Source organism: Streptomyces coeruleorubidus, from assembly GCF_008705135.1.
Classification (GTDB): Bacteria; Actinomycetota; Actinomycetes; order Streptomycetales; family Streptomycetaceae; genus Streptomyces; species Streptomyces coeruleofuscus.
Map to the genome: position 1 here is coordinate 9,085,099 of NZ_CP023694.1, position 13,319 is coordinate 9,098,417.

Annotated in this window: 12 protein-coding genes; 8 read left to right on the forward strand and 4 right to left on the reverse strand. The window is 70.6% G+C overall.

The features are described from left to right. The first annotated feature begins 12 nt into the window (after positions 1-12). The 3 genes from CP976_RS41315 to CP976_RS41325 all read left to right on the forward strand — a co-directional run bounded on the left by CP976_RS41315 (position 13) and on the right by CP976_RS41325 (position 3,077). Complete coding sequence (locus tag CP976_RS41315; protein ID WP_150484962.1) at positions 13-1,059, forward strand: glucose 1-dehydrogenase; 1,047 nt, start codon at positions 13-15, stop codon at positions 1,057-1,059. A gap of 48 nt (positions 1,060-1,107) precedes the next feature. Then, positions 1,108-1,617: a gluconokinase gene (locus CP976_RS41320; RefSeq protein ID WP_150484963.1), complete on the forward strand. Its 510-nt coding sequence runs from the start codon at positions 1,108-1,110 to the stop codon at positions 1,615-1,617. 146 nt (positions 1,618-1,763) lie between these two features. Continuing rightward, a complete protein-coding gene (locus CP976_RS41325) occupies positions 1,764-3,077 on the forward strand; it encodes a phytase (protein WP_150484964.1) in 1,314 nt (437 codons plus the stop codon). A 93-nt stretch (positions 3,078-3,170) separates the two neighbouring features. Here CP976_RS41325 and CP976_RS41330 read toward each other — a convergent pair whose 3' ends face one another. After that, positions 3,171-4,031, reverse strand: coding sequence for an NAD(P)-dependent oxidoreductase (locus CP976_RS41330; RefSeq protein WP_359037973.1), 861 nt, complete (start codon positions 4,029-4,031; stop codon positions 3,171-3,173). A 73-nt stretch (positions 4,032-4,104) separates the two neighbouring features. Here CP976_RS41330 and CP976_RS41335 point away from each other — a divergent pair, with 73 nt between their 5' ends. Both CP976_RS41335 and CP976_RS41340 read left to right on the forward strand, forming a co-directional pair. Further along, the gene (locus CP976_RS41335; protein WP_150485729.1) at positions 4,105-4,467 is read left to right on the forward strand and encodes a MerR family transcriptional regulator; all 363 of its coding nucleotides are present in this window, start codon (positions 4,105-4,107) and stop codon (positions 4,465-4,467) included. Positions 4,468-4,648: 181 nt separating this feature from the next. After that, the gene (locus CP976_RS41340; protein ID WP_150484966.1) at positions 4,649-6,295 is read left to right on the forward strand and encodes an alpha/beta hydrolase; all 1,647 of its coding nucleotides are present in this window, start codon (positions 4,649-4,651) and stop codon (positions 6,293-6,295) included. A gap of 77 nt (positions 6,296-6,372) precedes the next feature. Here the strand turns inward: CP976_RS41340 and CP976_RS41345 are convergent, their stop codons facing one another. Further along, complete coding sequence (locus CP976_RS41345) at positions 6,373-7,560, reverse strand: serine hydrolase domain-containing protein (protein ID WP_150484967.1); 1,188 nt, start codon at positions 7,558-7,560, stop codon at positions 6,373-6,375. A 301-nt stretch (positions 7,561-7,861) separates the two neighbouring features. On the opposite strand from CP976_RS41345, the gene CP976_RS44410 reads away from it, so the two are divergent. Beyond that, on the forward strand, positions 7,862-7,993 hold the full coding sequence (locus tag CP976_RS44410; protein WP_268250149.1) for a hypothetical protein: 132 nt from the start codon (positions 7,862-7,864) through the stop codon (positions 7,991-7,993). 28 nt (positions 7,994-8,021) lie between these two features. On the opposite strand, the gene CP976_RS41355 is transcribed toward CP976_RS44410, so the two are convergent. Next, positions 8,022-9,224, reverse strand: coding sequence for a glycoside hydrolase family 1 protein (locus tag CP976_RS41355; protein ID WP_150484968.1), 1,203 nt, complete (start codon positions 9,222-9,224; stop codon positions 8,022-8,024). Then, positions 9,221-10,630 (reverse strand): glycoside hydrolase family protein, encoded by a 1,410-nt coding sequence (locus CP976_RS41360; protein WP_150484969.1) that lies wholly within the window; start codon positions 10,628-10,630, stop codon positions 9,221-9,223. Before CP976_RS41360 ends, CP976_RS41355 begins: the two co-directional genes overlap by 4 nt. A 179-nt stretch (positions 10,631-10,809) precedes the next feature. Between CP976_RS41360 and CP976_RS41365 the strand changes: the two genes are divergently transcribed. Next, positions 10,810-11,832, forward strand: coding sequence for a LacI family DNA-binding transcriptional regulator (locus tag CP976_RS41365; RefSeq protein ID WP_150484970.1), 1,023 nt, complete (start codon positions 10,810-10,812; stop codon positions 11,830-11,832). Positions 11,833-11,917: 85 nt separating this feature from the next. Then, the gene (locus CP976_RS41370) at positions 11,918-13,261 is read left to right on the forward strand and encodes an ABC transporter substrate-binding protein (RefSeq protein WP_150484971.1); all 1,344 of its coding nucleotides are present in this window, start codon (positions 11,918-11,920) and stop codon (positions 13,259-13,261) included. The last annotated feature ends 58 nt before the right edge of the window (positions 13,262-13,319 follow it).

A 13,319-nucleotide genomic window follows, 5' to 3' on the forward strand; every position in this document is an offset into this window, starting at 1 on the left:
ACGAGGTGGGCGATGCGAGCGTTGACTGTGCGGCCCGGCGCCAAGGACTCCCTGGAGGTGACGGATGTGCCCGACCCCGCCCCGGCTGCGGGGGAGCTGTTGGTGGAGGGCCTGGCGGTGGGGGTGTGCGGAACGGACAGGGAGATCGCCCGCGGTGAGTACGGCTGGGCCCCACCGGGCCGTGAGCGGCTGGTCCTGGGGCATGAGTCCCTCGGCCGGGTGCGGCAGGCGCCGCCCGCCGGCGGCTTCTCGGCCGGTGACCTGGTCGCCGGGGTGGTGCGCCGCCCGGACCCCGAGCCGTGCGGGGCCTGCGCACGCGGTGAGTTCGACATGTGCCGCAACGGCCGCTACACCGAACGCGGCATCAAGGAGATCGACGGTTACGGCGCGCAGACGTGGTGCGTGGAGGCCGACTACGCGGTGAAGCTGGAGCCGCGTCTGGACCGCGCCGGTGTGCTCATGGAGCCGGCCACCGTGGTGGCGAAGGCATGGGAGCAGGTGGAGCGTGTCGGTGCCCGTTCGTGGTTCGAGCCTCAGCGCGTCCTGGTGACCGGTGCGGGGCCCATCGGTCTGCTGGCCGCCCTCCTGGGCACACAGCGCGGACTGGACGTGCATGTGCTCGACCGGGTGACCGAGGGGCCGAAGCCCACCCTGGTGCGGGATCTGGGCGCCGCCTACCACGCGAAGGACATCGAGCACGTCATCTCCGCCGTGTGCCCGGACATCGTCCTCGAAGCGACCGGCGCGAACGAGGCCGTGTTCGCCTCGCTGACCGGCACCGCGCCCTACGGAGTGGTGTGCCTGACCGGTGTGTCGCCCGTCGGCCGCAGGATGACCGTGGACGCGGGTGCCATCAACAGGGAGATGGTGCTGCAGAACGACGCGGTGGTGGGCTCGGTCAACGCCAACCTGCGTCACTACCGTCAGGCTGCCGACGCGCTGGCCGCGGCCGACCTGTCGTGGCTCGAGCGCGTGATCACCCGGCGGGTGCCGCTGGAGCGCGCGACGGAGGCGTTCACGCCGCGACCGGACGACGTCAAGGTAGTCATCGAGCTCTGAAGGCATTCATCGAGCTCCAGGCGACAGGACGCGAAGGGAAGGTTCTGGATGTCTCACCACACTGCTCGCTTGGTGGTGGTCATGGGCGTGTCCGGCTCGGGGAAGACCACTGTGGGCCGGTTGCTGGCACAGCGTCTCGGTGTTCCTTACGCCGAGGGGGACGACTTCCACCCCGCATCCAACGTGGCGAAGATGCGGGCCGGTCACCCCCTGGATGACGAGGACCGCCGCCCCTGGCTGGACGAGATCGCACGATGGCTGACCGGTCACGCGGACAGCGGAGGCGTGGTGGCATGCTCGGCGCTGAAGCGGCGCTACCGTGACCGGCTGGCCTCCGCCGCGCCGCACGTCTTCTTCCTCCACCTCGACGGCTCGCCCGAACTGATCGCCGCACGCATCACCGCCAGGCGGGGTCACTTCATGCCACCCGAGCTGCTCCGCACCCAGTTCGCCGACCTCGAACCGATGGGCGAGGACGAAGCGGGCGCGGCCGTCCCGATCGACGGCACACCGGAGCAGACCGCTGCCCTCGCGCATGCCGCCGTCACCTCCCCCTGAGCCGTCCTGGCCCTACTGTTCTTTCCTGAACGGCAGTTGGCAGGCAATCGCCTCTTCTGTGATCACGTGTACAGATCGCAGTCTCCTGCGCGCAAAGTTCTCCCCGCACGATCGACATGTCCTCGACCTCGACCAAGGAAGTGCTTGTGAGAACCCACCGCATTCCGTGCAGAACCGCCGCCCTCGCCCTGGGCGCCGCCGTCCTCGCCCTCCTGATCCCCGCCCAGGCCGGGGCCGACGGCGGCCTGCCGACGGTCGCGCCCGTCAGCGAGACCCCCGCCCTCTACGACGACGAGGCGGGCGGCAACTCCGACGCGGACGATCCGGCGATCTGGCGCAATGCGGCCGACCCCGACCGCAGCCTCGTCATCGCGACCGCCAAGGAGGGCGGCCTGCGGGTGTACGACCTGGACGCCCGCTTGGTGCAGTCGGTGCCCGCGCCCCGCCCGCCGGCCGAGGACGACGCCCCGGGCCGGTACAACAACGTCGACCTCGTCACCGGTCTGCGCACCTCCACCGGCCGGGCCGACGTGGCCGTGGTCAGCGACCGCGGCAACGACCGGTTGCGGATCTACCGCATCGACCCGTCGAAGCCCGGCGGCCCGCTGACCGACATCACCGACCCGGCCACCGCGCCGGTCTTCTCCACCGACCAGGCCGAGATCAACGAACAGCGCACCGCTTACGGCCTCGCCACCTGGCGGGACAAGTCCACCGGGCGTACCTACGCCCTGGTCAGCCGGCGGGAGCGGACCCGCCTCGCGCTGGTCGAACTGAAGCCGACCGCGAGCGGAACGGTCACTTACCAGAACGTCCGCACACTCGACCTGCCCGCCTCCTTCCGCCTCCCCGACGGCACCACCTGGTCCCCGTGCGCGGAGCCCGGCGAACTCCCGCAAGTCGAGGGCATGGTGGTGGACCCCGCCACCGGCACGCTCTACGCCGGCCAGGAGGACATCGGCATCTGGCGGATCCGCGCCGACCTCACCGGCAAGCCGGTCCTGGTGGACAAGGTCCGCGAGTTCGGCGTCCCCGGCGTCTACGACGAGGAGACCGAGGAGTGCGCGGCGGGCGCCGACCCCGGCTACGGCGGTGACCGGCTGTCCGCCGATGTCGAGGGTCTGACCCTGTACCAGGAGTCCGACGGGGACGGCTACCTGCTCGCCTCCAGCCAGGGCGACGACACCTTCGCCGTGTACGACCGCGAGGTGAGCGAGGACAACGAGTACCAAGGCGGCTTCCGCGTCGGCGCGGCCTCGACGACCCTGGACGGGGCGCAGGAGTGCGACGGCGCCGCCGTCCTGAACTCCCCGCTCGGCAGCCGCTATCCGAACGGCCTGCTGGTCGTCCAGGACGGTCACGAGACCCCCGAGGTCCCCGACGGCGAGGGCGGCACGCGCACCGCGACCGGCTTCAAGTTCGTCGACCTGGGCGACGTGGTGGACGCCGCAGACCTGTGAGCGGCGCACCTGCCCGGCGCCCGGCCGCTTGAACAGGACGGCCCCGCTGTTACGACACCGCGACCCTCGGCCACCCGGGCGCCACCGCGCGACTCACGGCTTGCGGAACTGCTCCACCAGCGCGGCGTATCCGCCGGCGCCGTGACCGGCGGCCGCCGCGCGCTCGGCCAGTGCCTTGACGAGCTTCGGCAGTTCGGCGTTGACGCCGAGCGACTCGCTCTCCTCGACCACGTGCGCCATCGCCGCCAGGTGGGTGTCGATCGTGCCGTCGTCGGCCGGGTAGGTGCCGTGGTCGGCCTGCCGCGCGTAGCCCGGCAGCCAGCCGGCCACCGTGTCGACAGCCGTCTGCGCGAGGGGGAGGTACGCCGTGGCGGACACACCGGCCGTGCCGAGGATCGCGGCGCCGTTGAGGAAACCGTCGAGCATCCCCCACATGAGGACGAGCGTCGCCATCTCGTGCGTGGCCGAGAGCCCGGGGTCGTCGCCGAGGTGGAGGCCCGTGCCGAGACTGGCCAGCGTGGACTCGTGCGCCTCGTACAGCGGTCGGGGCCCGCTGTAGGCGAGCACGGCGTCGGTCGTGCCGACGGCCTCCGGGACGGCCATGATCCCGCCGTCGAGGTAGTCGCCGCCACGGCGCGCCACCTCCTCGGCGAGCGCTCGCGCACGCGAGGGCGTGCCCGAGGTCAGGTTCACCACGACCCGGCCGTCGAGCGGCCCGTCGAGGACGTCCGCCACGGCGTCGTAGTCCGAGACGCAGACCACCACGAGCGGGGCGGCCGCAAGCGCGGCCGCCGGAGACTCGGCGAGCGTCGCGCCGCGAGCCACGAGGTCGTCGGCCTTGGCCGTCGTGCGGTTCCACACGGTCGTCGGATGCCCCGCGCGCAAGAACGCCCCGGCGAGGGCGCTTCCCATCAGCCCGAGGCCCAGAACCGTGACGGGTGTGCTGGTCCGCATCATGTGCTCCTTCTCTGCTCGGTGGCACAATCGTCAACGTTCACACCGGTATGAAGGTCAAGGGGGAATGCGCATGCTGATCGGGGAGTTGAGTCGGCGCACCGGGGTGAACCCGCACCAACTGCGGTACTACGAGGCGCAGGGCCTGCTGGTGCCCGACCGCGGTGACAACGGCTACCGCGAGTACGGCGACGACGCGGTGCTGACCGTCGCCCAGATCAGGAAACTGCTCGATGCCGGGCTGTCGACCCAGGAGATCGGGTATCTCCAACCGTGCGTCAGCGGTGCGGCCCCCGATCTGACGCCCTGTCCGGAGACCCTGGACCTGCTACGGGCGCGCATCGCCGGACTGGACGAGCAGATCGACACGCTCGTCCAGTCCCGCCAGACACTCCGGGAGTACCTCACGGCCACGGAGCAGCGGTTGGCCGGCTAGACACGGGCCGTGATCCACCCGTCGGCCGGGGGCGGCCGTTTCCTACAACTCTGGTACCACAGGCACCTGTTGTGTCATCCCCAGGGTGGAGGGCGAGTCCAGCCCGGCGAGGGATCCGCACGAGTGACCGATTCCTGAAAGATCTTTCCCGTCCGAACACGCGACCGGAAGGATCGATATCGTGCGCAGACGACGTCTCGCGCCCCTGTTAGCCGTGAGTGTCACGGCAACGCTGGCTCCCGCGCTCGCCACCTCGACGGCCACCGCCGCTCCGGCCGCCACCCCGTCGACCGCCTCCTCGTCCGCCGCCAAGGGCGGGCTGGAACGCTATGTGAAGCAGAAGCCGCGGTGGAAGCGGTGTGAGGCCGACTCTCCGGCGGAGTTCCAGTGCGCCACGATCAAGGTCCCGCTGGACTACCGGGCTCCACAAGGCAAGCGGATCGACTTGGCCATATCCCGGATCAAGAGCACCGCGCCCGGCAAGCGGCACGGTGTCCTGTTCTCCAACCCCGGCGGCCCCGGGGGACCGGGCCTCTACATGCCGCTGGAAATGCGGGAGGGCCTCCCCGAGTCCGCGCAGCGGAAGTACGACCTCATCGGCTTCGACCCGCGCGGTGTGGGACGGAGCAGCCCCGTCTCCTGCGACCTGGAGCCGGAGGAGGAGCTCTGGCTGCGGCCGTACAAGGAGGCGACGTTCGACAAGGACGTCGCCTGGGCACGCGAGGTCGCGAACAAGTGCAAGGAGAAAGCGGGCAAGACGCTCGCGCACATCACCACGCGCAACACCGCGCGCGACATGGACCTGCTCCGGGCGATCCTCGGTGAGAAGAAGATCTCGTACCTGGGTTACTCGTACGGCACCTATCTGGGCGCCGTCTACACCCAGCTCTTCCCGCGCCGGGCCGACCGGTTCGTGCTGGACAGCGCGGTTGATCCGGCGCGCGCCTGGCGAGGGATGATCCAGTGGTGGGCGGAGGGCGCCGAGCCCGCGTTCGACCGGTGGACCGAGTGGGCCGCCGAGCGTTCGGAGAAGTACGGCCTCGGTGACACCCCGAAGAAGGTCGACCGGACCTTCTGGGACCTGGTCGCGCAGGCCGACGAGAAGCCCATCGACGTAGAGGGGCAGCCGGTCACCGGCGATGACATCCGCAGCGGCATGCGCGGGGCCTTCTTCAGCCCGCAGTACGCCACCGAGGCGTTCGTGGAGCTGAAGAAGGCCGCGGCCGGCGAGCCCGCCTCCGCGAAGAAGGCAGCGGCGCTCACCGGATCCGAGCGGACCGGAACAGCAGACGCCGCCGCCGATGCCGCCGAGGTGCCGGCCGACAACATGACGGCCAGCTTCTGGGCCGTGGTGTGCGGCGACAATTCGGCCCCGTGGTCCCGCGACCCCGAGAGCTACCGGCGGGACGCCATCCAGGACAAGGGCCGGTACCCGCTCTTCGGTGACTTCGCGTCCAGCATCAAGCCCTGTGCGTTCTGGACCAAGTCCCTGGAACCGGCGACCAAGGTGAAGAACAAGGTCGGCTCCCTGGTCGTCCAGAACGAGTGGGACTCGCAGACCCCGCTGCCCAGCGCTCAGGCCCTGCACGCCGACCTGAAGGGCTCGAAGATGGTCACCGTCCTCGGCGGCGAGGGCCATGGCGTCTACCCGAGCGGCAACGCGTGCACGGACGGTACAGTCACCCGCTACCTGCTCACCGGCAAGCTCCCGGCCAAGGACGTGACCTGCAAGGCGACGGCCGACTCGAACGCGGAGGCACGGAAGAACCAGAAGCAGGACGTGCTCCCCGGCTCTCCGCTCCCGGAGCGTGCCCCGGACCGTTTCTGACCCCGGTCGGACGGCCCATTTCTCCATGACCCATCGAAGACGGGGCGGGACCTCCTGGCGGGGTCCCGCCCCGAGTCCTACCGGGCCTGTGCGCTCGGGCCGCGGGTGAGCAGGTCGGCGACCCGGACGATCATCTGGCTCTCCTCGCCGTTGCGGGCGGTCGTCGGGTGGTACGCGAGCACGAAGCGGCGCCGCTGGTCACGAGTGGAGAACGCGGCGTTCTTGTAGCCGTACGTCTCGCCGGTCTTGCCCCAGAGCGTCACGCCGTTGACGCTGGCCTGTTGCAGGCCGGTGCTGTAGCGGGCCGGGGAGCCGTCCAGCATGCGCACGTCGTTCGGCGGCAGGGTGAACATCAGCCGAAGCAGCTCAGGCGGGAGCAACTCGCCGGAGAACAGCGCGGCGAGCATCCGGTCGACGTCGCTCGTGGTGGAGATCATGTCGCCTTCGCCGCGGGAGGAAGACGCGTCGTAGGTGGTGATGTCCCGCAGGGTGCCGTCGGCCATCCGCAGGTAGCCGTGTACGTGCCGGCCGTGGATGCGCGGGTCGTCGCCCGGCACGACGGTGCGCGCCAGACCAAGCGGGCGCAGGATCCGGGCCGTGACGGCCTCCCCGTACGGGCGGCCGGTCACCTCGTCGATGATCAGTGCGGCCAGGACGTAGTTGATGCCGCGATACTCCTGCCGGGTGCCCGGGGCGAACTTCAGCGGCCCGTGCGTCGCCGTCGCCACCCACTCCTGCGGCGTCCAGTGGTCGAAGCGGTGGCGGAAGACCTCCTCCGCGGTGTCCGGCTCCGGGATGCCGACGTGGTCGGGCAGTCCGCTGGTGTGGTTCAGCAGGTGCGCCACGGTGACAGCCGCGAAGCGGGCGGGCAGCAGCCCCGGCAGGACGCGCCGCACCGGGGCGTCCAGGCCGAACCGGCCCTCCGCCACCAGCTGGAGCACCACCGTGGCGACGAAGACCTTGGTGATGCTTCCGATCCGGACCTTGTCACGTACCGTCACCGGCCGCCGCGTGCTGATGTCGGCCACGCCCGAGGTGCCGCACCAGCGGCCGGCCGTGCCGCCCACTCGTAGCTGGGCCGCGGTCGACGGCGGGTGCTCCAGGTCGTCGATCGCCGCCCGCAGGGCAATGGGATCCAGCGGCGGGAGCAGCGCCGACGAGGCGTTGGCGCGGTGCGCGGGCAGTGCTGCGATGGCGGCCGGCGCTGCCGTCCCCAACAGGGCGGCGCCCGCAAAGGCCCGTCGTGACATGCGCGGTGAGGTCATGCCCCTCACACTGTCAGCGGGCACGCACCCGAGCATCGGGGTACGTCCCGGAGCGATCCCCGATCACACCCTGACCCGTCCCGCACCTGTATGCAGTCACAGGCGGATGATGACGAGGGCGATGTCGTCCGGGCCGCCGCCGGCGACGGCGAGGCGGGTCAGCAGCGCGTCGGCCAGCCGGTCAGGGCTGCAGTACCAGGGTGTCCGGTACCCCGGTGTCCAGGACGCGGAGAAGTGACGCCTTCGGACTCCGATCCACGTCGTCGGGGGCGCCGGGATTCTCGGGCAGGGCGTCGAAGAAGTGCCTCCCGACCAGATCGTCCCTGGTCCGCCCGGTGGCCGTCAGGTGTCGAAGAACGCCGTGAAGTCGATGTCCGCTGTCATCGCGGGTCTGCTGTCCTCGGGCGCCCTCAGTGCCTGCGAGCGCGGCTGAGTACACCCCCACTGTACGCAGGGGTCTGTCAGGAGGTGGCCCGTGGCAGTGTGCCGGTGCGGGCGAGGCCGCCGAGCCAGGCTGCGGAGGGCTTGGGGGTGCGGGCGAAGGTTTCCGGGTCGACGGAGATGAGGCCGAAGGTGGGTTTGTAGGAGCCCCATTCGTAGTTGTCGAGTGCGCTCCAGTGGAGGTAGCCCTGTACGTCGAGACCGTCCTCCAGGGCGGCGGAGACTTCCTGGAGTGCTCCGGTGGTGTAGGCGATGCGGCGTGTGTCGTCGTCGGTGGCGATGCCGTTCTCGGTGACGATCAGGGGGACGTCACCGACGATCTCGGCGGTATGGCGCAGGGCGTGTCCGATGGCTCGCGGGTAGTACTCCCAGCCGGTGAGGGTGCGTTCGGCGTCGTCGGGCGCCGGGAGGGGGCCGTCGGTGCCGATCCTCGTGCGGGTGTAGGACTGGACACCGATCCAGTCGTCGTCGCGAGCGGCTTCGATGAAGACGTCTTCGCGGGGGTGGCTGTAGGCGGCGGTGGCGGCTTCGGCGCCGGGCATGGCCTGGTAGACCTGGTTGGCGATGGACCAGCCGGCCTGGATGTCGGCGGAGATCGCCTTGACGGCGGCAGTCGCGCGGTGGTGTGCCTGGATCAGGGCGTCGGTGGTGGCCTTGTCGGGCAGCACGAGTCCCGCCGTGGGAGGCGCTTCGGTGCCCAGTTCCCGGATGGCGCCCGCGACCGCGATCATGTTGGGTTCGTTGATGGTGCACACGTGCCGTACGCCGGTACCGATGATCGGCGCGGTCGCCCGCACGTACCGCTCGAACAGGTCGGCGGCGCCGTCCGCGGTCCAGCCTCCGCGTTCGGCGAACCAGCGCGGGACGGTGAAGTGGTGCAGCGTGACCATCGGACGGAGGCCGCGTTCGAGGGCGCCGTCGACCATGCGTCGATAATGGGCGATCTCGGCCCGGGAGAAGTGGCCGGGTGCCGGTTCGATGCGGGCCCATTCGATACTGAAGCGGTAGTCGGTGAAGCCGAGTTCGGCGAGCAGATCCATGTCCTCGCGCCACCGGTGGTAGCTGTCGGCCGCGTCGCCGCTGGGCTCGGCGATGGAGCCGCCGCTGTGTTCCATGTGCCACCAGTCGCTGTTGACGTTGTTGCCCTCGATCTGGTGGGCGGCGGTGGAGGCGCCCCACAGGAAGCCGTCGGGGAAGCGGAGACCGTCGGCGGTGACGTTCATGGCTGGGCCTTTCCTGGGTCGTGCCGGGTGTCGGTCAGCGGACGCGGCTCTCGCCGTCTGGGAGTTGAAGGGCCGGGCCAGATGGCCGAGGCGTCGTCGCGGTGCGGGTCGGGCAGCCGGATCGGGCGCACGGGAATGGTGCGTTCGCGTCCGTCGGCGACGGCCTTCCACGGGGCGGGGTGACCGGAGTAGCACAAGGTGGTCAGGACGAACACACCGTCTGCGTAGACCTCGACGTACTCGCCGATGGTGAGGATGCGCAAGGCGGTGGCGGGTTCGGTCAGGATGGTCTCGCCGAGCCGGCTCCCGTCGGGGCCGGTGACCCAGAGGCTCTTGCCGTCGCAGCCCACCGCGAGGGCGGGACCCTCGCCGTCCGGACCGGCGGTACGCAGGGTGATCTCGACGGGCCCCGTCATGCCGATGTCGCCGACCGCGTGCAGGGCGGGCCGGTCCGTCTCCTCGCCGAGCCAGGCGTCCAGGCCGGGCCACCATTCCAGGCGGGGCGGCGCATCCTCGGCTGTGACCAGGAGTTTCGGCTGGGTGAGCATGCCGCGGCAGCGGTCACCGGTGTCGCTGAGGCCGACGCGGCGGGGTGTGGTGTGCAGCACGACGCGGGAGCCGTCGGGCGCGGCGATGACGCGCGGAGCGTAGGCGCCGGTCGGCCCGAGGGGGCCCCGGCGGGTCCAGGGCCCGCGCAGGCGGGGCGCGGTCCACGCCTCGAAGCCGCGGGTGGCGCCGATGGAGCCGAGCAGCAGCCAGGTGCCGTCGTCGAGGCGTTCCAGAACGGGGCACTCCAGTTCGTCGACGTCGCCGGGGGAGATGAGCGGCGGGTGGACGGTCCAGTGCTCCAGGTCGTCGGAGGTGGCCCAGGCGACGCAGCCGCTGACCTCGACCGGGAGGGAGGCGTCGCTGGCGCAGACGGCCATGACCCAGCCGTCCGACTCGTCGTCGCGTACGACGAACGGGTCACGCCAGCCCATGCGTTCACCGGTGCGGTACCACCGCGGGTCCGCCTCGGCTACCGGCCCGGTCCCGTGGCGCCGCCAGGCCGTGCCGTCGGTGCGGTCGGAGTACGCCAGCCCGACCGACTGGACCGGCCAGCCGCCCGGCGTGAGCCCGGAGACGCCCGTGTAGAACATCGCCATTCCGTCGCCGTGCCGGAGGGGGTGCATGGTCCACACCGCCTGCTGGTCGAACCGGCCGGGCAGCCCGTTGCCGAAGGCGGTGCCCTGCGGCTCCCAGCGGACCAGGTCGGCGGAGGTCGCCCGGCCGTAGGAGGTCTCCATCCGCAGATGGTCGAACTCCGCTGTCCAGGGCCCCTGCAGATGCAGCACCGCGTACGTGCCGTCCCCGTCCCGCAGCAGGGCGAAGTCGTTCACGCAGAGGCCGGGCGGGGCGTATCGCATGCACAGTTCCTGTCGCTCCGCAGCGCCCAAACGCGTGCGCTGACGCTTGATAACAAAAGGATCTCTTGAGGATCGGCCCAAGTAAATATGAACGCAAACGCTTGCGCAACAACGGGGGCGGGTTTACGGTCACGTCACCCACAGATCACACCGACGTGAAATCAACGGAGGAGCAAGCCGTGACGGCCAGCATCACCGATGTCGCCCGCGCCGCCGGAGTCTCGGCATCCACCGTGTCCCGCGCGCTGCGCGGCCGGCCGGGGGTGTCGGAGGAGGTGCGGGCGCAGATCACGGCCGTCGCCGCGCAACTCGGTTACACAGCCTCACGTTCCGCGGCGAGCCTGGCCAGCGGACGCACCTTCACCATCGGGGTCGTGGTCCCGTATGTCGGCCGCTGGTTCTTCGGCACCGTGCTGGACTCCGCGGAGCAGGTGTTCAGCGCCGCCGGGTACGACGTGCTGCTGTACAACCTCGGTTCGCCGGAGACACGCAAGCGTTTCTTCACCAGGCTCCCGGTCCGCAAGCGGGTGGACGCGGTGCTGTCGCTGCTCATCCCTGACGAGGAGGAGTCGGCCGCACTGCGCTCGCTGGGGGTACCGTTGGCCACCACGGTCGGCGGCACCCGGCCCGGCTTCACCGTCGTCGGCATCGACGACCGGGCCGGCACCGAGAGCGCCGTACGGCATCTGGTCAACCTCGGCCACCGCCGGATCGGCATGATCAGCGGGTCCAGCGGTCCGCAGCACTGGACCACTCCCGTCGAGCGGCGCAACGCCTACCTGGACGTGCTGACCGACGCCGGTATCGAACACGACGCGGCCCTGGAGGCGGACGGCGACTACACCGTCGAGGGCGGCGAACGGGCCATGACCGAGCTGCTGGCCGTCTCCCGGCCGCCGACGGCTGTGTTCGCGCAGTCCGACGAGATGGCGATGGGCGCCCTGCGTGCCCTGCGCCGCCACCGGCTGAAGGTGCCGGACGACGTCTCCGTCGTCGGTTTCGACGACCACGAACTGGCCGACGTGGTCGGCCTGACCACCGTCGCCCAGCCGGTCGCCGAACAGGGCGCGGAGGCCGCCCGGCTGCTGCTGCGGCAGTTGGACGAACCGGACGCCGAACCCCCCGCCGAGCAGGTTCGGATGCCCATCCGCCTCGTCCTGCGCGAGACGACCGCCCCGCCCCGACCCCGCGGACCGCAGTAACCCGCACCCCTCGAGCCCTGCTTCCCCCACGCCCAGACAGCACGTCAGCCATGCAAACCCTCGCCACAGCACGGAAGGCACAGCCATGAGTCCGACCAGCAGAAATGCCCGCCGCACAGCCAGTACGGGCCTGGCTCTCGTCCTGCCCCTGGCGGCGCTGGCCGCCTGTGGCGGGGGTGGTACCACCGACACCTCCGCCGAGGCGGGCAGCGGCAAGGGCACCATCAGCGTCTGGGCCCACCAGGGCCAGAAGAGCGAGGACACCGCGATACAGAACGCGGTGAAGTCCTTCAACTCCTCGCAGAGCGACATCAAGGTCGAGCTGAAGCTGATCCCCGGCAACGACTACACCAAGACCATCACGACGACCGACGCCTCCGAGCTGCCGGACGTGATGGAGTTCGACGGCCCGACCATGGCGAACTTCGTCTTCAACCAGAAGCTCGCCCCGATCGACGACCACGTCTCCGCCAAGACCCTGGACAACGCCACCGAGGCCAACAAGGCGCAGGGCGAGATCGACGGCAAGCACTACGGCCTTGGCCAGTACGACTCGGGCCTGGGCATCTACGGCAACAAGAAGCTGCTGGACGCGGCCGGCGTGAAGTACCCGACGAGTGTGGACGACGCCTGGACGGCGGACGAGTTCACCGCCGCGCTCAAGGCGCTGAAGGCCAAGGACTCCGACGGCAAGGTCCTCGACGTTCAGGAGAACAACGGGTTCACCACCGAGTGGGGCACCTACGGCTTCTCCCCCATCGTCTGGTCGGCCGGTGGTTCGCTCCTCAAGGACGGCAAGGCGAAAGGCGCGATCGACTCGCCGGAAACCGTGTCGGCGCTGAAGACCTTCCAGTCCTGGAAGTCGGATGTCGACCCCAACACCGACGGCAACGCCTTCGCCAAGGGCCGCGTCCCGCTCAGCTGGGTCGGCCACTGGATGTACCCCGTCTACAGCGAGGCACTCGGTGACGACCTCGTCGTCCTGCCGCTGCCCGACTTCGGCCACGGCCCCAAGACCGGCCAGGGCTCCTGGGCCTGGGGCATCGGGGCCGACTCCAAGAACGCCAAGGCCGCCGGTACGTTCCTGGACACTCTCCTGAACGACGAGAACGTCGCCGCGATGACCACGGCCAACGGCGCTCCGCCCGCCACCAAGTCCGCGCTCGCCGCGAGCGACCTCTACAAGCAGGGCGGCCCGCTCCAGCTGTTCTCCGACCAGCTCGCCAAGCCGTGCGGCGACACCGACATCACCAAGTCCTGCGTCGCCGTGACCCGCCCGCTGACCGCCGGATACCCCACGGTCACCGCGAAGTTCGCCGAGGCCCTCAACTCGGTCTACGGCGGCGCCGACCCGAAGGACGCCTTGTCCAAGGCCGCCAGCGCCATCGACCAGGACTTCTCCGACAACGCCGGCTACGAGATCCCGTAGGACCCATCGGCCGGGGCGGGCCGCGCACACCGCGCCCGCCCCCGCCGGGAACAGGACC